A 16,162-nucleotide genomic window follows, 5' to 3' on the forward strand; every position below is an offset into this window, starting at 1 on the left:
GCGATGATCTACCTGATTGGCAGCCCCGTGGGCCGCTTGTCCGATCAGGCCAAATCCACATGAAGTGACGAAGAACCTTAATAAAGCAGGGCTTATGTACCAAAGGACCGGGCGAAAGCCCGGTTTTTTGTTGGTGCGAAGCGCCGCCCCCGGCTATGCTGATACACAATGATACATTAGCAATGCTTAGCCGGAGGCACCGCCGTGCGCGCAGGGGAGCAAGCGACCAGAAGGCCTGGGGGCAGGTGCCGCCAGGCCGGTTTCACGTTAATCGAGCTGATGATCGCCGTCGCGGTGGTGGCCATCCTGGCTTCCATCGCCTATCCCAGCTATACGCGCTATGTGGAGCGGGCCAAGCGCACGGATGCCCATGCGGGTCTGATGGATGCCGCTCAGGTTCTGGAGCGTTGCTATACGGTCTATAGCTCCTATAACAATGGGAGCTGTGCATTAAGTGATAGCGATACCAGGCCTTCTCCCGATCAGCACTATACGATTTCAGTGGCGAGTACCGATACGACTTTTACCGTCACGGCAACGCTTTCTGGTTCTGGAGGAGATGGCTGTCCAGGCCCTTTGACACTCAATAATTTAGGTGTAAGGGGGCCAAATGATGATTGCTGGTAATCATTGTAATGGCTCCCGGGGCTTTACCCTGATAGAGCTGATGGTAACGATAGCCTTGGTGGCCATTTTTGCCACCTTGGCGGTCCCTGGCTTTCAACAGCTTATGGCGGATAACCGGCGAGCTAGTGAAGGTAACGAGATTTTGTCGACGCTTAATTATGCCAGGAGTGAGGCGGTCAAGCGTCGTGAAAATGTAACGGCCACAATAACGACGGCAGGTACCGGGTGGAGCCTTGAGGTAAAGCTGTCTGATGATACCGTTATTCTTGATAGAGATGAGAGCTCATCGCCTGTAGGGGTGTCGCTTACCGATGGAGGGGTGATTACATTTACTTCCTTGGGCAGGCTGCCTGCCGGTGAAAACTGCAAGGAAATTGATATTGCTTATGGCGGAGAAACTCGGGAAATTCGGGTTGGCCCTGCCGGGAGAGTAGGAGAGAACTGTGGATAGGCAATTGAGGCGCTACTCTCAAGATGGCTTTACATTGTTGGAGGCCTTGATAGCCGTTCTGGTGCTTTCCTTCGGACTGCTTGGCGTTGCTGCCATGCAGCTAAAGGCTATGCAGAGTGCCCATCTCTCCTATCATCGTTCTATCGCCACCTTGGCAGCGCAGGATGCGGTAGAAAGGTTATGGGCCGCTATAGATACCACGGAGGGTGAGTGCCCAGATCCTGACGATCCTAGCCCTAGTGACCCTACTGTAAGCATAGAATTAGACTGGATCGATCACTGGAGTGATAAGCTTCTTGGTATGGAAGACTCAGGCAGTGGCATAAGTTCGTCTCCAGATTGCCAGTATACCATTACCCTTTCTTGGAGTGATGGGAGGTTTAGTGGAGAGGATGTGTCCAGTCTGGTTTATGTGGTTCGCTTGCCTGGGGAGGACCCTTAACCATGATTGCTCCTATTGGTGTAAGTCATCAGAAAGGCTTTACTCTTATAGAGCTTATGGTTGCTCTAGTGATAGGCCTGATTATTATGGTGGGGGCTATCCAGCTTTTCTTGGTAAGCAAGTCCTCGTTTAATCGTGTGGAAGCCTTGGCTGAGCGGCAAGAGGTTTTAAGGTTTGTTTCGGATGTGATTTCTCTAGACGTTCGCACAGCTTCGGGATTTGATGCGAATGAGGCAGACTCAAAGATTGAACTCTCTTATGCCAACGCTACTTATAGGCCTGATGATCCATATTGTGGTGGTTCTGGATGGTTGAGCGGGGTAGAGTACACCTTCTCTGTGGATAGTGTCATGGTGAATCATGCATGCAATGGAAATGCAATTGTTGTCGGTGATGAGCAGCCTATAGTTGGAGGGGTTGAAGAGTTCAATCCAGAGCTTCTGGGGAATGGGGTTTCAATAGCTGTAGAGATTGTTTTTCCTGCTATACCTGGCGAATCTGATATAGCACGCAGTTTTTCTTTTGTCGTTACCAATCGTGAGAGCGCGATGGCCGGTTTGTGAGGTAAGGCGCAAGGGGGGGGGTATGAACTCGATAAGACAGAAAGGGGCCGCGCTGATCGTCAGCCTAGTCCTTCTGGTGGTTGCGCTTCTTCTGGGGCTCTCTAGTATGCAGTCTTCCCGCCTGGAAGAATCAATGGCCGGTAATCATAGGGCGGCGGCCTCAGCACATATGGCGGCCGAGTATGGCGCGTCGGAACTTATGTCCTATGATCAAACACTTCTCAGTGCTAGCAAGTCAGCCTTTGAGGCCTTTCTGGAGAGTGAGGGGTATGATGAATATGCATCGAATCCGGTCGGTGACTCTTCATACTTTAGGGTGGGTGCTGCTGGGGCTTCTAATATAAGCTTTAGTGCTTGGGTGGAAGGCGCTACGATTTCTGGAGAGGTTGTGGATGAGGATGTCATTTCTCTTAGAGTGATAGATTTTATGGCTGTGTTGGAAGGTCTCGGTGACCTTTCTCCGATCAATTATGCATCTCCGTTGGCTTGCTATGATGGGGCAACATCAGCCGCCTCTGAAGTAGAGGGTGATGAAGAAGAGGTCGATGGTTTCCGTTACCCGGCGATTTCCGCGGCAAGCCCAGCCGATGCCAAGGATATAGTTGACAGCATACTAGGGAATGACCCTAATGCGGGTGAAAAGTTTGTTTTCGTTCCTTCTGATCCCAATGCTAATGTTGACTTTGACTCCAATGGTGTTCCCTCAGTCGATGGGATTTTTCACGCGGTAGAGGCCGTGGTATATGATGATGACAATAAGCCTTACTATACAGGGAATTACGCGGCCTGTGATGATAGTAATAACAGAATGTGTAACTACAAAGGAGGGATAGCAACTTGGCAAGGCGCTAATATACTTGGTGAGCCAGCAGCATTCCATAACTTCATGAGGCAGATTTTTGAAGATTCAGGAGCGGCCTCGGGTGATGACACCTATGTCACGGATACAACAAATCAGACGTTTTCTGGTTTCAATATGGTGACTTATCTTGAGAGTGATGAAGATAAGAATTCCAATATCATTGATGGCGAATACCTTCCTGCCAGGACGGTCGAGTTGGATGGGGATGGGAATGAAATTATTGTTCCTCCCGAAAGAGACTTCTTTCCTAAGGGTAACTCCTTCTCTGGAAGTGGTTTTTTGGTGATTAATGGGGATGTGGAGTTTAAGGGGAACCCTGATTTCGAAGGGGTTGTGGTTGTTCTTGGTGACTATATCTTGGATGGCGGTGGTGGCGATGACTTCAAGGGAGCAATCATTTCTGCACCTTATAGCTGTGATGCGAGCGGGGAGAATTGTGACTTTGAACCGATTTGTATTGATGTTAGCGGTGGGGGGAATAACGACTACATTCATGTGGCTCAGGCGATTCACGATGCCTTCGAAATTCTTGCTGGCGTAAGTGGTGACGCCTTTGATCTCTGGGTGACAGGCAACACAGGAGAGGATACTTATTCATATGAGCTGGTTGGTTGGAGAGAGCGAGTTCGTGACCTGAACTAAGCTGATATTAACAAGATTGCCCCTGCCATTCGGCAGGGGCAATCTTTTGTGCCGGCTTCCGGCTTCCGGCTTCCGGCTTCCGGCTTCCGGCTTCCGGCTTCCGGCTTCCGGCTGCTTAGCGTTCGATCGCCAGCGCTACGCCCTGGCCGCCGCCGATACATAGGGTCGCCAGGCCCTTCTTGGCATCCCGGGCGATCATCTCGTGCAGCAGGGTGACCAGCACCCGGCAGCCGGAGGCGCCGATGGGGTGGCCGAGGGCGATGGCGCCGCCGTTGACGTTGACCTTGTCGGTATCCCAGCCCAGCTCCTTGTTGACGGAGAGTGCCTGGGCGGCGAAGGCTTCGTTGGCTTCCACCAGGTCCAGGTCGTCCAGGCTCCAGCCGGCCTTCTCCAGGCAGCGGCGGGTGGCCGGGGCCGGGCCGATGCCCATGATGGCCGGATCAACGCCGGCATTGGCGTAGCCGGCGATGCGCGCCAACGGGGTCAGGCCCAGTGCCTTGGCCTTCTCGGCGGAGCAGAGCATCACCACGGCGGCGCCGTCATTGAGGGAGGAGGCGTTACCGGCGGTGATGGTGCCGTCCTTCTTGAAGGCGGGACGCATGGCGCCCAGTTTCTCGGCAGTGGCCTCGCGGGGGTTCTCGTCGGTGTCGAAGACCAGCGGATCGCCCTTGCGCTGGGGAATTTCCACCGGGACGATCTGGCCCTTGAATTTGCCTTCACGAATAGCGGCGGCGGCCTTCTGCTGGGAGGCGGCAGCGAACTCGTCCATCGCCTCGCGGGTGATGCTGTACTTCTCCGCCAGGTTCTCGGCGGTGATACCCATGTGGTAGTTGTTGAAGGCGTCCCACAGGCCGTCGTTGACCATGGTGTCGACGGCCTTCCAGTCGCCCATGCGCTGGCCGTTACGGGAGTTGGGCAGCACATGGGGGGAGGCCGACATGTTCTCCTGGCCGCCGGCCAGGATCAGCTCGGCGTCGCCGCAGCGAATCGCCTGGGTGGCCAGGTGCAGGGCCTTGAGGCCGGAACCACACACCTTGTTGATGGTCATGGCGGGAACGGTATCGGGGAGGCCGCCCTTGATGGCGGCCTGGCGCGCCGGGTTCTGGCCGACGCCTGCGGTCAATACCTGACCGAGCAGGACTTCATCGACCTGCTCCGGGGCCACGCCGGTCTCGGCGAGGAGGTCCTTGATAACGAGGGCACCGAGATCGCTGGCGGGAATGCCGGCGAGGGAGCCGCCGAAGCTGCCGATGGCGGTGCGCTTTGCTGCAACAATGACCACATCTTGCATGGGAATCTCCTGGCTGAGTCTCGAGCGGTGACTCGTTCAGCATAAGGGAGATTTGTGCACTGCGGCAATGGACAATTCCATGAAAACGGCCCGCCGCCCAGAAGGGCGGCGGGCCGGTCTTCAACAAGGGCGCCTTCGGCGCCAATCGCTTGCTGAAGCAAGCTCCTACAAAACCCGTGGCCACCCAGGCTCTTAGGCGAGCTGGACGGGAATGGCGTTGCTGGTGTGGCTGACCGTGTTGCCTTCCTGAAGGTAGACCAGGGCGGGCTGGTGGTTGTCGAGCTCGGCCTCGCTGTAGTGGGCGTAGCTGCAGATGATCACCCGATCCTCGACGCCGGCCAGGTGGGCGGCGGCGCCATTCACGGAGATGATCTTCGAGCCTTCCTCGGCGCGGATGGCGTAGGTGGTGAAGCGCTGGCCGTTCTCCACGTTGTAGATCTGGATCTGCTCGTTTTCACGAATGCCGGCCATGTCCAGCAGCTCGCCGTCGATGGCGCAGGAGCCTTCGTAGTTGAGCACGGCGTGGGTGACGCGGGCCATATGCAGCTTGGCCTTGAGCATGATGGTATGCATCGGGCTTCTCTTCCTTCCTGCGCTTAGCGGGGCAGGTTGACGGTCAGGTTATCGATCAGGCGTGCCGGGCCCAGCTGGGCGGCGGCGAGGATCACGGCGTGGCGCGTGGACTCGGTCAGCGGCCTCAGGTCCTGGGCGCGCAGCTCGAGATAATCGGGCGTGAAGCCGCGCTTGGCAAGGGTGGCCTCGGCCTCGGCCAGGTTCTCGGTGGGGTCACCACCGGCCTCCAGGGCGTCGCGCAGCTCGCAAAGGGTGCGATAGAGCCCTGGCGCTTGGGCACGCTCCGCCTCGCTCAGGTAGCCGTTGCGCGAGGAGAGGGCCAGGCCGTCAGGAGCGCGCACGATAGGCACGCCGATGATCTCGATGGGCAGGTGCAGGTCTGCCACCAGGCGTCGGATCACCGCCAGCTGTTGGTAGTCCTTCTCGCCGAAGCAGGCCAACTGGGGCTGCACCAGGTTGAAGAGCATGGTGACGACGGTGGCCACGCCATCGAAGTGGCCGGGGCGGCTGCCGCCACACAGGCCCTCGCTGACCTCGGGGACCCTGACCCGGGTCTGGGCCTCCAGGCCGCGGGGGTAGATCTCGGCGGTCTGCGGGGCAAACAGCAGGTCGCAGCCGGCGGCGGCCAGTTTGGCCTGGTCGTCCGCCAGGGTGCGCGGGTAGGCATCCAGGTCTTCATTGGCCCCGAACTGCATGGGATTGACGAAGATGGTGGCCACCACCAGGTCGGCGTGGCGCCTGGCCTCGGCGACCAGGGCCAGGTGGCCCTCGTGGAGGTTGCCCATGGTGGGCACCAGGCCGATACGCTGGCCAGCGCGGCGCGCTTCGGCCAGGGCCTCGCGCAGGTCGGCGATGCTCTCCAGGGTGTGCATCAGAAACAGTGCTCCTCGGCGGGGAAGCGCCGCGCCTTGACCGCCTCGTGATAGGCATGGAAGGCGCCCTGGATGCTCTCCGCTTCCTGCATGAAGTTCTTGACGAAGCGCGGGGTGCGCCCGTGGGTCACGCCCAGGACGTCGTGCATCACCAGGATCTGGCCATCCGTGTCGGGGCCGGCGCCGATGCCGATCACCGGCACGTCCACCGCCTCGGTCACGGCGCGGCCCAGGCTGGCGGGCACGCACTCCAGCAGGATCACCGAGGCGCCGGCCTCCACCAGGGTGCGAGCGTCGGCGATGATCTGCTCGGCGCGCTCGGCGTCACGTCCCTGCACCTTGTAGCCGCCCATCTGATAGACGGTCTGGGGGGTCAGGCCCAGGTGGGCGCAGACCGGTACGCCGCGGCGGGTCAGCTCGCGGATGCCCTCGGCCATCCAGGCCTCGCCCTCCACCTTGACCAGCTCGGCGCCGGCGCGCATCAGCTCGCCGGCGTCCTGCAGCAGCCGCTCCAGGCTCGAGTTGCTCATAAAGGGCAGGTCCACCATCAGCAGGCTGCTGCCCTTGCCCTGGGCCGCGCAGCGGGTGTGGTAGCAGATCTCCTCGAGGGTGACCGGCAGGGTGCTGCTATGCCCCTGCAGGACCATGCCCAGGGAGTCGCCCACCAGCAGCACCTCGATGCCGGCTTCGCTGGCCGCCCGGGCGAAGGAGGCATCATAGGCGGTCAGGCAGCTGAAGGCTTCGCCGGAGCGCTTGAAGGCCTGCAGCGTGCTCAGGGTGACGGTTTTCATAAGAGGGGTCTCATGATTGGCGTTAAAACGGTCGTTTTATACCGGTCTCGAGCAGGGGACGTTACCCGACCCGTTATGGTGCGGCAAGGTGTTACCGACGAAGGTTCAATAAGTGTCGAATGGTAACACCCAATCGAGCGACTTTACCCCTAGGGTAACAAGGGCCGCAAGTCATCGCTGCCCATGGCCTCGGCCAGGGGAGCGATGCACCGACCATCGGGGAGGCGCAGCGTCGGGGCCAGCTCGGCCAGGGGCAGCAGCACGAAGCCGCGATGGGCCATTTCCGGGTGCGGCACCCGCAGCCGCGGGGACTCGATCACCGCTTCATCATAGAGCAGCAGGTCCAGGTCCAGGGTGCGTGGCCCCCAGTGGCGAAGCCGGCGACGGCCGTGGCGTTGTTCCAGGGCCTGGAGCTGGTCGAGAAGGGCCAGCGGCGAGAGCCGCGTGGCGAGCTCGGCCACGGCATTGACGAAATCGGGTTGATCCTGAGGGCCCACCGGGGCGCTGGCATAAAGCCGCGAGGCACCCGCCAGGCGAGTCAGCGGCAGGCGATCCAGGGCGTCGAGGGCCTGGATCACCTGCTCGCGGGGGTGCTGCTGGTTGCTGCCCAGGCCGATATAGGCCCGGTGCCACTCTGCCTCAGCCATGCTGATCGCCGCCGGCACCACCGGAGCGCCGCCGGCGCTTGCGGGGCCGACGCTTGCGCGGATGGGGTTCGTCACCCTGGCTGGTCGCCTTGGAGAGCAGGCGCTGCTGGTCGTGCTCGTCGCCCTCCTGGAAGGCGGTCCACCAGTCGCCCAGGCCGGGCGGGATCTCGCCGGCCTCTTCGCGCAGCAGCAGGAAGTCGTAGGCGGCCCTGAAGCGCGGATGCTCGCGGGTCTGGATGGCGCGACGACCGCGGCGCTGGGGCAGGCGCTGCTGCAGGTCCCAGATCTCGCGCATCGGGAGGCTGAAGCGCTTGGGGATCGAGATATGCTGGAGCTGGCGGGAGACCGCCTGCTGGGCGGCGGCCTGCAGGGCCGGTACCGGCGGCATGCCGTCTTCCTGGAGGCGCGCCTGGCGTTGCACCACGCCGGGCCACAGCAGGGCGGCGAACAGGAAGGCCGGGGTCACCGGGCGGTCCTGCTGGATGCGCGCATCGGTATTGGCCAGGGCGCGCTCGAAGAGCGCCTCCGCCCAGGGCAGTTCGGCCAGGGCCTCGTCGGCCTCGGGGAAGAGCATGGCGAAGAGGTCGTAGTCGCGCAGCAGCCGGAAGGTGGTCAGGGCGTGACCGGCGAGGAACAGCTTGAGGACCTCGTCGAACAGCCGGGCCGGTGGAATCTGCAGCAGCAGCGGCGCCATCTCGCGGATCGGGGCCTCGGTGGAGGCGGCGAAGGTGAAGTCGAGCTTGCCGGCGAAGCGGATGGCGCGCAGCATGCGCACCGGGTCTTCCCGATAGCGGGTGGCCGGGTCGCCGATCATGCGCAGGGTGCGCGACTCGATATCGCGGACTCCGTCGGCCCAGTCATGGATCGAGAAGTCGGCGATATTGTAGTAGAGGGCGTTGACGGTGAAGTCGCGACGCAGGGCGTCCTCCTCCACGTCGCCCCACACGTTGTCGCGCAGCAAGAGGCCGTCGTCGCTCTGCTGGGAGAGGTGCTCGCCGTGATCCTCGTTGGGCTTGCCGCGGAAGGTGGTGACCTCGATCACCTCGCGACCGAAGCGCACATGGACGATACGGAAGCGCCGGCCGATGATCCGCGAGTTGCGGAACAGCTCGCGGACCTCCTCGGGGGTGGCGTCGGTGGCCACGTCGAAGTCCTTGGGCTGCTTGCCGAGCAGGGAATCACGGATGCAGCCACCCACCAGGTAGGCCTCGTAGCCGGCGTTGTGTAGCCGGTAGAGCACCTTGAGGGCGGGTTCGCTGAACAGGCGGCGTGACACCGAATGCTGGTCGCGGGGGATGACGCGAAGACCGGGAGACTCGCCGGGGCCATCCTGGCTGCCGAAGAGGTTCTTCAAGCGTTCACCGGGGCGTTGGAGAAAGCGGGTAAATCCTTTGAACATGCAGCGATATCGACTCGCGGAGTCCTAAAACGTCAGTGTAGCCGACCGCCGACAGCATGGGAACCGTGGTGTGAGGGTGATCGGGGCGTAAAAGCAGAAAGGGGAGGCCATGCGGCCTCCCCTTAAGCGGTCAGATCAGCATCCGTGCTGCTGGTTTTTCTTCGTGATGGCGCATCGCCTTGAATACGCACCACAGTCACCAAGAAAGTTTTCAGGCAAGCAGTGTTGTTGTCTTTATTGGTCTTCCTGGTGGCGACCGTCTCGTATTCAAAACAATAATCCAACCACGACGGTAGGCAGTCTACCTTCCCTCGGCCTGTTGTTGTTGGTTGCCGAGAGTGCACCCCCGAGGCGCTTGTTCTTGTTGTTGCGCCTGCTCGGTGCGTCGCGTCCTGATGAACCTCCGGATGTCGGGCCCTGTTGTTCTTGTTGTGGCCGCGTCCGGGTGACTGCGCCTTGTTGTTGTTCTTGGCGGGTCGTCACCCCTTGTTTGCCATGCTCGACGATCTTGTTGTTGTTGGCTCGTCGACTGGCGCCTGCCGAAGTGTCACCTGTTGTTCTTGTTACGCCCCTTGGGGGCAGTGACCTGGCGGCGTCCGGATCTTGTTCTTCTTGCCCTAGGATATTGCACCGTGCGTGCCACTATTTGAAAAAACCTTATATTTCATTGTGTTGTGGATGTCGCTTCTTGGCATGCCTTCGGCGGGGGGTGGCTGTGTTACCCGGAATGGGCCCTTATGGGGCGGGCGGTGTGTGGGATGGTAACAACTGGTGCAAAAGTTCCCTCCGCGACACGAAAAACGCCCGTCGAGGAGGGCTCGACGGGCGCTTAGACCATGGTCGGGTTGCCTGGGCGGCGCTTATCCGGTGCGGCTGCGGGCGCTCTTCTTGCGCGGAATGCCGAGGCGCTGGCGGCGCTCCCAGAGGCACTTGCGGCTGATGCCCAGCTTCTGGGCCAGCTCGGTCTCGCTCATCTGGTCCTGGTGCTCGAGCACGAAGTGCTGGAAGTAGTCCTCCAGGGAGAGGTCCTCCTCGTCCGGCTCGGCCTCGCCGGACTCCCGGTGGTCCGGCGAGGCCGGGGCCGCGGGCTTGGGCGGGGTGCGGGAGAGCGGCGGGGCAGGGTGCAGGCCCAGGTCGTCGGGGTGAATCAGGTGGCCTTCGGCGAGGATCACCCCCCGTTCCAGGGCGTTCTCCAGTTCCCGCACGTTGCCGGGCCAGGGGTAGTCGCGGATCTCGCGGCGCGCCGCCCGGGAGAGCTTGAGGCCCTCGCGGGCGTGGCGACGGCAGGCCTTCTCGAGCAGCACGTCGGCGATCTGCAGGATGTCCTCCTCCCGGTCGCGGAGCGGCGGCAGGTCGATCTGCATCACATTGAGGCGGTAGTAGAGGTCGAGGCGGAATTCGCCGCTCTTGGACATGGCGCGCAGGTCGCGGTGGGTGGCGGCGATCAGGCGCACGTTCACGTGGCGGGTCTCCACCGAACCGATCTTGCGGATCTCGCCCTCCTGCAGCACCCGCAAGAGGCGGGCCTGGGCATCCAGGGGCAGCTCGCCGATCTCGTCGAGGAACAGGGTGCCACCGTCGGCGGCCTCCACCAGGCCGGTGCGGGCGGCATTGGCGCCGGTGAAGGCGCCCTTCTCGTGGCCGAACAGCTCCGACTCGATCAGGGTCTCGGGAATGGCCGCGCAGTTGACGCAGATCAGCGGGGCCCGGGCGCGCTGGCTCTGGGAGTGGATGGCGCGGGCCACCAGCTCCTTGCCGGTGCCGGACTCGCCCTGGATCAGCACGGTGACGTCCGCCGGGGCGGTCTTGCGGATGCGGGTGTAGACCACCTGCATCGCCTCGCAGTCACCGATCAGCTCCTGGGGCGGGGCGGCGCTGCTGGTGGCGGCGGGAGGCGCCGCCTCGGCGGCATGCTGCTCCAGGGCCCGGGCCACGGTCTTGAGCAGGTCGTCATGGTCGAAGGGCTTGGCCACATAGTCGACGGCACCTTCCTTGAGGGCCTCCACCGCCGAGCGCATGCTGGCGTAGCTGGTCATGATCACCACCGGGGTGGGGGCGGCGCGCGCGATCAGGGCGGTGCCCTGGGTGCCGGGCAGGCGCAGGTCGCTGATCACCAGGTCGAAGCGCTGGGGGTCGAGGCCCTCGGCTTCGTCCACCGAGCCGGCCTCGCTCACCTGGTAATCGTGGCGTTCCAGCAGGCGGCGCAGGGCGCTGCGGATAATGGCTTCGTCTTCAACGATCAGAATCCGGCTCATGGGGGGGATTGCCGTCCTCTCGGTTGGTGGGCAGCCACATCAGGATGCGGGTGCCGCGTTCTCGCTCCGCGGGGGGAGACTCGATATGGATCTGCCCATGGTGCTCGGCGATGATGCTGTAGACCAGTGGCAGGCCGAGCCCCGTGCCCTCGCCGGGCGCCTTGGTGGTGGTAAAGGGCTCGAAGAGGTGGTCGCGAATGCTGGCGTCGATGCCTCGGCCCTCATCGGTAACGGTAACACAGACGCCGTTACCTTCGCGGCTCGCCTCGATCACCACTTCGCCGCCGTCGGGGCTGGCGTCCCGGGCGTTGTTGAGCAGGTTGATGAAGACCTGCACCAGGCGCTGGGCATCGCCCTCGATGTGGTATGCCTCGGGGCAGAGGTTTCGATAGGTAACATCCTGACCCGAGCGGGCCAGGTGGATCAAGTGCAGGGCATCCTCCACCACCTGGTGCAGGGAGAGGGGCGCGAAGGCCTGGCCCTGGACGTGGCGGCCGCCATGGGCGAAACCCACCAGGGAAGAGACGATGCGCGAGACCCGGTCGGTGAGCTGCTGGATCTGTTCCGCGGTCTCCAGCAACTGGGGGTCGTCGGTGTCGTAGCGCAGGTTCTGGGCCAGCGAGGAGATGCCGGTGATGGGGTTGCCGATCTCGTGGGCGACCCCGGCGGCCAGCTGGCCGATGGAGGCGAGGCGGGCGGCGTGGACCAGCTCGTCCTCCAGCCACTTCATCTCGCTGTGATCCTCCACCAGGATCACGGTGCCGCCACGCACCGCGTCGTCGGCCTGCAGCTCGGCGCGGCGCAGGGAGAGGTAGCGCACGCCGTCGGCCAGGGGCACCTCCTGCTTGTAGAGGTGGTCGTGGCGCTCATCGAACATGCGGCCCAGCAGTTCGCCCCAGGGGGCGGGCAGGTCGGTGCGCCGCGAGCCCACCACGCTGGCGCCGTCGATACCGGAGAGCTCGGCCAGGGCGTCGTTCCACATCAGCAGTTCGTCATCGACGCCGAAGGCGCAGAGCCCCACCGGCAGCCGGGTGAGGATGCGCCGGTGGTAGCGACGCAGGCCGTCGAGCTCCCGGGCCAGGCCGGTGAGCCGCGAGCGATAGGCCTCCAGGCGGCTCTCGACGAAGTGGATATCGTCGGTGGGTTCCTGGGCGCCGCGGCGGTAGGGCAGGTAGCTGTCGACGATGTCCTGGGCCACCGAGGGGCCCATCAGCCCGGAGAGGTTGGCCTGCAGGCGGTCACGCAGGCGGCGCAGGGCGTAGGGGCGCCCCTCCTGGGGAGAGATGCGCAGCGCCTCCAGGGCGCGCTCCACTTCGCGACGGGCGACCTCCTCGCCGAGCACCGGCACCAGGCGCTGGATGAATTCCTCGCCGTTGCGGGCGTCCAGGGGCAGGCGCTTGGGACGGATCACCGCGTCCACCGAGCAGGCCTCGGCGGCGGCCCGTTCGCCCTCGGAGGTGCGGGTCAGCAGCGAGACCAGGATAAAGGTGAGGATATTGGCGGCCAGGGAGACCAGGGTCACCACATACCAGTCGGGCTCATCGGCCAGCGGTTCTAGCCCCGGCGGCAGCAGGATCAGCGGTTCCATGCCGGTGAGCAGCGGTAGCCACATGCCCAGCAGCCAGATCGCCACGCCCGCCGCCAGGCCGCTGACCATGCCCTTGCGGTTGGCGCCGGGCCAGTAGAGCACCGCCAGGATGCCGGGCAGGCACTGGGCCATGCCGACGAAGGCGACGATGCCCAGGGTCATCAGGTCGTGGTGGATGCCGACGATGCGGTAGAAGAGCCAGCCGCCGAAGATCACCGCGGCGATCAATGCCCGGCGCAGCCAGCGCAGCCAGTGGTAGAGGTCGGGCTGGTGGATCGGGGAGTGGGCCACCAGCACCCAGTGGTTGAGCATCATCCCGGAGAGGGCCAGGGCGATCAGGATCAGGGTCCCGCTGGCGGCGGCCAGGCCGGCGATAAACACCAGGCCCTGGATCCAGGGTGAGGCCGAGAGCCCATAGGCCAGGTAGGCGGCGCCCAGTGCCGCGCTGTCGGCGCCGACACGCTGGGCACCCCACAGGATCAGCGGTACCGGCAGGGCCAGCAGCAGCAGGTAGAGGGGCAGGCTCCAGCTGGCCTGCTGCAGGGTGCGCCGGGAGAGGGTCTCGGCGAAGGCCATGTGGAAGAGGTGGGGCATCAGGAAGGCGGCGGCGAAGAACAGCAGCAGCAGGGTGCGCCACTGTCCCGGGTCGAGTCGGTTGACGTCGGCCTGGAGCTCGGCGCCGGGCCCCGCCAGCCAGGCCTGGACGCTGGCCGGCCCCTCGAAGATGGCGAACAGGGCGAAGGCGCCCAGGGCCAGCATGGCCAGCAGCTTGACCAGGGATTCCAGGGCGATCACCGCCAGCAGGGTGTCGTGGCGGGCATGCAGCCGGGTGTGGCGGGCGCCGAAGAGGATCGCGAAGAGCGCGATCACCGCGCTGAAGGCCAGCGCCATCACCGCCGGGGAGTCGGTGCCGGTGAGCACCTGGGTGACATCGCCCAGGGTCTGGATCTGCAGGGCCAGCAGCGGCAGTACCGCCAGCAGGCTGACCAGGGTGATCAGGGTACCCACCCAGCGGGAGCGGAAGCGGAAGGCGAAGAGATCGGCCAGGGACGACAGCTGGTAGGTGCGGGTCAGGCGCTGGATCGGTACCAGCAGCACCGAGGCGAGCAGGAAGGCCCCGGCGGGCCCCAGGTAGTAGGCCAGGTAGCCATAGCCCGCCTCGCTGGCCAGCTCCAGGCTGCCGTAGATGGCCCAGGCGCTGGCATAGACCCCGAGCGCCAGGGTGTAGACGGCGGGGTGGCGGACGATGCGGATCGGCACCCAGCCCCGCTCCACCGCCAGGGCGGCCAGGAACAGCAGCGACAGGTAGCCGGTGCCGAGCAGGAAGAGCTGGGCGACGCTCATGGGCGGCCCCCGCGGGGATCAGCTGCGTTCATCCAGTTTCCTCTTCTGCTCCAGCCATAGCGACAGGGCGATCAGGCCGCCCCAGATCAGGAAGGGGCGGTACCAGGCACCGTCCGGCGAGGCCCAGCCGCTCATCAGCAGCGGCGAGAGCAGGTAGCCGCCGAACACCAGGAACAGCATCAGCCGGTACAGGTACATGAAAGGGCTCTCTCCTGTGGGCGCCGTGTCAGGGCTGTTGGCGCTGGGCCTCGGGGCGCAGTCGCGCCACCGACCAGCGGGGGATCGCCTCGGCCAGCTGCACCGCCACCGGTTCGCGGACCAGGGCCGGTTCCGGGGCCTGGTCCAGGGCCCGCAGGGCGCGGTGCAGCAATCGACCCACTTCGGGGCCTTCCCAGGGCAGGGCCGGGGCCAGGTTCTGCTTGGAAAGCTTCTGGCCATCGGCGCCGAGAATCAACGGCAGATGCAGGTAGCGGGGCTCGGGCAGGCCCAGGGCCACCTGCAGCTGGCGCTGCCAGGGGGTGTTGTCGAGCAGGTCATGGCCGCGCACGATATCGCTGATCTGCTGGGCGGCGTCATCCACCACCACGGCGAGTTGATAGGCCCAGAGGCGATCCTTGCGCTGTAACACCACGTCGCCGAGGGCCGCCGGGTCGAAGCACTGCCTACCGAAGAGCCGATCCTGCCACTCCACCGGGCGCTGGCCCAGGTCGCTGCGCAGGCGCCAGGCGACCGGCTTGCCGGGCTCGCGTACCCCGTCGCGGCACCAGCCGGGATAGACGGGGTAATCGCGCCACTGCTTGCGGGAGCAGCTGCAGGGGTAGGCGAGTCCCTGGTCGATGAGGCGCGCCAGGGCTGCCTGGTAGGCGTCGTGGCGATCGCTCTGATAATGCACCGGGCCATCCCAGTGCAGGCCGAAGGCCTCCAGCTGGCGCAGGATGGTGTCGCTGGCGCCGGCGGGGCAGCGCGGCGGGTCGATGTCCTCGATGCGCAATAGCCAGGCGCCGCCGGCCCGGCGGGCATCCAGGTAGCTGCCCAGGGCGGCGACCAGGGAACCGAAATGCAGGGGGCCCGAGGGCGTCGGGGCGAAGCGGCCTCGATAGGAGGGCATGGCAGACTCCGTCGGCGGAAAGGCAAACGGGCACCCGAGGGTGCCCGTTAACTGCATCGCGTCTGGCGCTTAGCCGCCGAGCTGCTTTTCCTTGAGCTCGGCCAGGGTCTTGCAGTCCACGCAGAGGGTGGCGGTGGGGCGTGCCTCGAGGCGACGAATGCCGATCTCGACGCCGCAGGCCTCGCAGAAGCCGTAATCGTCCTCGTCGATCTTCTCGATGGTCTCGTTGATCTTCTTGAGCAGCTTGCGCTCCCGGTCGCGGGTTCGCAGCTCGAGGCTGAAACCCTCTTCCTGGGTGGCACGATCCGCCGGGTCCGCATAGTTGTTGGCGTCTTCCTGCAGGTGACGCACGGTGCGGTCCACTTCTTCCATGAGCTCCTGTTTCCAGTCGAGCAGGATCTGTCGGAAGTGCTCCAGCTGCTTTTCGTTCATGTACTCTTCACCCGCTGCCGCTTCGTACGGGGTGAATTTCTTTGGCGCTTCCGTCTTTTGTGCTGCTACTGGCATGGGGGCTGCCTCATTACTCGAGTGACTGGGGCCGATGCCCGGTCGGGCAGGCGCACTACTGCCGGCCCAAAGCCTTGCTTATTTAGCGAAAAAACGCCCGCATTGCAACTGTCACATGATCTGGAGGTGCCGGCCGATACCACAGCCGGTTACAATTCCATTGGACCCTGGCCCCCGTCAGAGGTGCCATAGCGAGTCAT

General features: G+C 63.7%; 16 protein-coding genes. 5 read left to right on the top strand and 11 right to left on the bottom strand.

From position 1 onward, the window contains the following. The first annotated feature begins 204 nt into the window (after positions 1-204). The 5 genes from IHD13_RS16280 to IHD13_RS16300 are packed head-to-tail and all read left to right on the top strand — an operon-like array spanning position 205 to position 3,587. Complete coding sequence (locus IHD13_RS16280) at positions 205-627, top strand: type IV pilin protein (protein ID WP_326838379.1); 423 nt, start codon at positions 205-207, stop codon at positions 625-627. After that, positions 611-1,078, top strand: coding sequence for a GspH/FimT family pseudopilin (locus IHD13_RS16285; RefSeq protein ID WP_195862093.1), 468 nt, complete (start codon positions 611-613; stop codon positions 1,076-1,078). The genes IHD13_RS16280 and IHD13_RS16285 overlap by 17 nt, the downstream gene beginning before the upstream one ends. Then, on the top strand, positions 1,071-1,520 hold the full coding sequence (pilV, locus tag IHD13_RS16290; protein WP_326838380.1) for a type IV pilus modification protein PilV: 450 nt from the start codon (positions 1,071-1,073) through the stop codon (positions 1,518-1,520). The genes IHD13_RS16285 and pilV overlap by 8 nt, the downstream gene beginning before the upstream one ends. Positions 1,521-1,522: 2 nt before the next feature. Further along, positions 1,523-2,083: a PilW family protein gene (locus IHD13_RS16295; protein ID WP_195862094.1), complete on the top strand. Its 561-nt coding sequence runs from the start codon at positions 1,523-1,525 to the stop codon at positions 2,081-2,083. A gap of 22 nt (positions 2,084-2,105) precedes the next feature. Continuing rightward, complete coding sequence (locus tag IHD13_RS16300) at positions 2,106-3,587, top strand: PilX N-terminal domain-containing pilus assembly protein (protein WP_195862095.1); 1,482 nt, start codon at positions 2,106-2,108, stop codon at positions 3,585-3,587. Between the two features lie 115 nt (positions 3,588-3,702). Here IHD13_RS16300 and IHD13_RS16305 read toward each other — a convergent pair whose 3' ends face one another. From IHD13_RS16305 to dksA, 11 genes are all read right to left on the bottom strand, one after another. Further along, entirely contained in the window at positions 3,703-4,878 is a 1,176-nt protein-coding gene (locus IHD13_RS16305) for an acetyl-CoA C-acetyltransferase (protein ID WP_195862096.1), read from the bottom strand. A 192-nt stretch (positions 4,879-5,070) separates the two neighbouring features. Beyond that, a complete protein-coding gene (panD, locus tag IHD13_RS16310) occupies positions 5,071-5,451 on the bottom strand; it encodes an aspartate 1-decarboxylase (protein WP_195862097.1) in 381 nt (126 codons plus the stop codon). 23 nt (positions 5,452-5,474) lie between these two features. Then, complete coding sequence (gene panC / locus IHD13_RS16315) at positions 5,475-6,323, bottom strand: pantoate--beta-alanine ligase (protein WP_195862098.1); 849 nt, start codon at positions 6,321-6,323, stop codon at positions 5,475-5,477. Further along, on the bottom strand, positions 6,323-7,114 hold the full coding sequence (gene panB, locus IHD13_RS16320; RefSeq protein WP_195862099.1) for a 3-methyl-2-oxobutanoate hydroxymethyltransferase: 792 nt from the start codon (positions 7,112-7,114) through the stop codon (positions 6,323-6,325). The genes panC and panB overlap by 1 nt, the downstream gene beginning before the upstream one ends. A gap of 149 nt (positions 7,115-7,263) precedes the next feature. Next, positions 7,264-7,761 carry a 2-amino-4-hydroxy-6-hydroxymethyldihydropteridine diphosphokinase gene (gene folK, locus IHD13_RS16325; RefSeq protein ID WP_195862100.1) on the bottom strand — a complete coding sequence of 166 codons (498 nt, stop codon included), beginning with the start codon at positions 7,759-7,761 and terminating at the stop codon, positions 7,264-7,266. Then, positions 7,754-9,160 (bottom strand): polynucleotide adenylyltransferase PcnB, encoded by a 1,407-nt coding sequence (gene pcnB / locus IHD13_RS16330; RefSeq protein WP_195862101.1) that lies wholly within the window; start codon positions 9,158-9,160, stop codon positions 7,754-7,756. Before pcnB ends, folK begins: the two co-directional genes overlap by 8 nt. An 860-nt stretch (positions 9,161-10,020) precedes the next feature. Continuing rightward, positions 10,021-11,415 carry a sigma-54-dependent transcriptional regulator gene (locus tag IHD13_RS16335; RefSeq protein WP_195862102.1) on the bottom strand — a complete coding sequence of 465 codons (1,395 nt, stop codon included), beginning with the start codon at positions 11,413-11,415 and terminating at the stop codon, positions 10,021-10,023. Continuing rightward, a complete protein-coding gene (locus IHD13_RS16340) occupies positions 11,393-14,347 on the bottom strand; it encodes an ATP-binding protein (RefSeq protein WP_195862103.1) in 2,955 nt (984 codons plus the stop codon). Before IHD13_RS16340 ends, IHD13_RS16335 begins: the two co-directional genes overlap by 23 nt. A gap of 18 nt (positions 14,348-14,365) precedes the next feature. Further along, positions 14,366-14,545, bottom strand: coding sequence for a hypothetical protein (locus IHD13_RS16345; protein WP_195862104.1), 180 nt, complete (start codon positions 14,543-14,545; stop codon positions 14,366-14,368). A 28-nt stretch (positions 14,546-14,573) separates the two neighbouring features. After that, positions 14,574-15,455 (bottom strand): tRNA glutamyl-Q(34) synthetase GluQRS, encoded by an 882-nt coding sequence (gene gluQRS / locus IHD13_RS16350; protein WP_195862105.1) that lies wholly within the window; start codon positions 15,453-15,455, stop codon positions 14,574-14,576. Between the two features lie 69 nt (positions 15,456-15,524). Then, entirely contained in the window at positions 15,525-15,962 is a 438-nt protein-coding gene (gene dksA / locus IHD13_RS16355) for an RNA polymerase-binding protein DksA (RefSeq protein WP_195862106.1), read from the bottom strand. Positions 15,963-16,162: the final 200 nt, after the last annotated feature.

It is taken from the genome of Halomonas sp. 328, assembly GCF_015645095.1.
GTDB lineage: Bacteria > Pseudomonadota > Gammaproteobacteria > Pseudomonadales > Halomonadaceae > Bisbaumannia.

What these genes read in the sequence shown, in the direction of transcription:
- IHD13_RS16285 (WP_195862093.1), top strand. Translation starts at nt 611, where the DNA reads ATGATGATTGCTGGTAATCATTGTAATGGCTCCCGGGGCTTTACCCTG.
- IHD13_RS16295 (WP_195862094.1), top strand. Translation starts at nt 1,523, where the DNA reads ATGATTGCTCCTATTGGTGTAAGTCATCAGAAAGGCTTTACTCTTATA.
- IHD13_RS16300 (WP_195862095.1), top strand. Translation starts at nt 2,106, where the DNA reads ATGAACTCGATAAGACAGAAAGGGGCCGCGCTGATCGTCAGCCTAGTC.
- IHD13_RS16305 (WP_195862096.1), bottom strand. Translation starts at nt 4,878, where the DNA reads ATGCAAGATGTGGTCATTGTTGCAGCAAAGCGCACCGCCATCGGCAGC.
- panD (WP_195862097.1), bottom strand. Translation starts at nt 5,451, where the DNA reads ATGCATACCATCATGCTCAAGGCCAAGCTGCATATGGCCCGCGTCACC.
- panC (WP_195862098.1), bottom strand. Translation starts at nt 6,323, where the DNA reads ATGCACACCCTGGAGAGCATCGCCGACCTGCGCGAGGCCCTGGCCGAA.
- panB (WP_195862099.1), bottom strand. Translation starts at nt 7,114, where the DNA reads ATGAAAACCGTCACCCTGAGCACGCTGCAGGCCTTCAAGCGCTCCGGC.
- folK (WP_195862100.1), bottom strand. Translation starts at nt 7,761, where the DNA reads ATGGCTGAGGCAGAGTGGCACCGGGCCTATATCGGCCTGGGCAGCAAC.
- pcnB (WP_195862101.1), bottom strand. Translation starts at nt 9,160, where the DNA reads ATGTTCAAAGGATTTACCCGCTTTCTCCAACGCCCCGGTGAACGCTTG.
- IHD13_RS16335 (WP_195862102.1), bottom strand. Translation starts at nt 11,415, where the DNA reads ATGAGCCGGATTCTGATCGTTGAAGACGAAGCCATTATCCGCAGCGCC.
- IHD13_RS16340 (WP_195862103.1), bottom strand. Translation starts at nt 14,347, where the DNA reads ATGAGCGTCGCCCAGCTCTTCCTGCTCGGCACCGGCTACCTGTCGCTG.
- IHD13_RS16345 (WP_195862104.1), bottom strand. Translation starts at nt 14,545, where the DNA reads ATGTACCTGTACCGGCTGATGCTGTTCCTGGTGTTCGGCGGCTACCTG.
- gluQRS (WP_195862105.1), bottom strand. Translation starts at nt 15,455, where the DNA reads ATGCCCTCCTATCGAGGCCGCTTCGCCCCGACGCCCTCGGGCCCCCTG.
- dksA (WP_195862106.1), bottom strand. Translation starts at nt 15,962, where the DNA reads ATGCCAGTAGCAGCACAAAAGACGGAAGCGCCAAAGAAATTCACCCCG.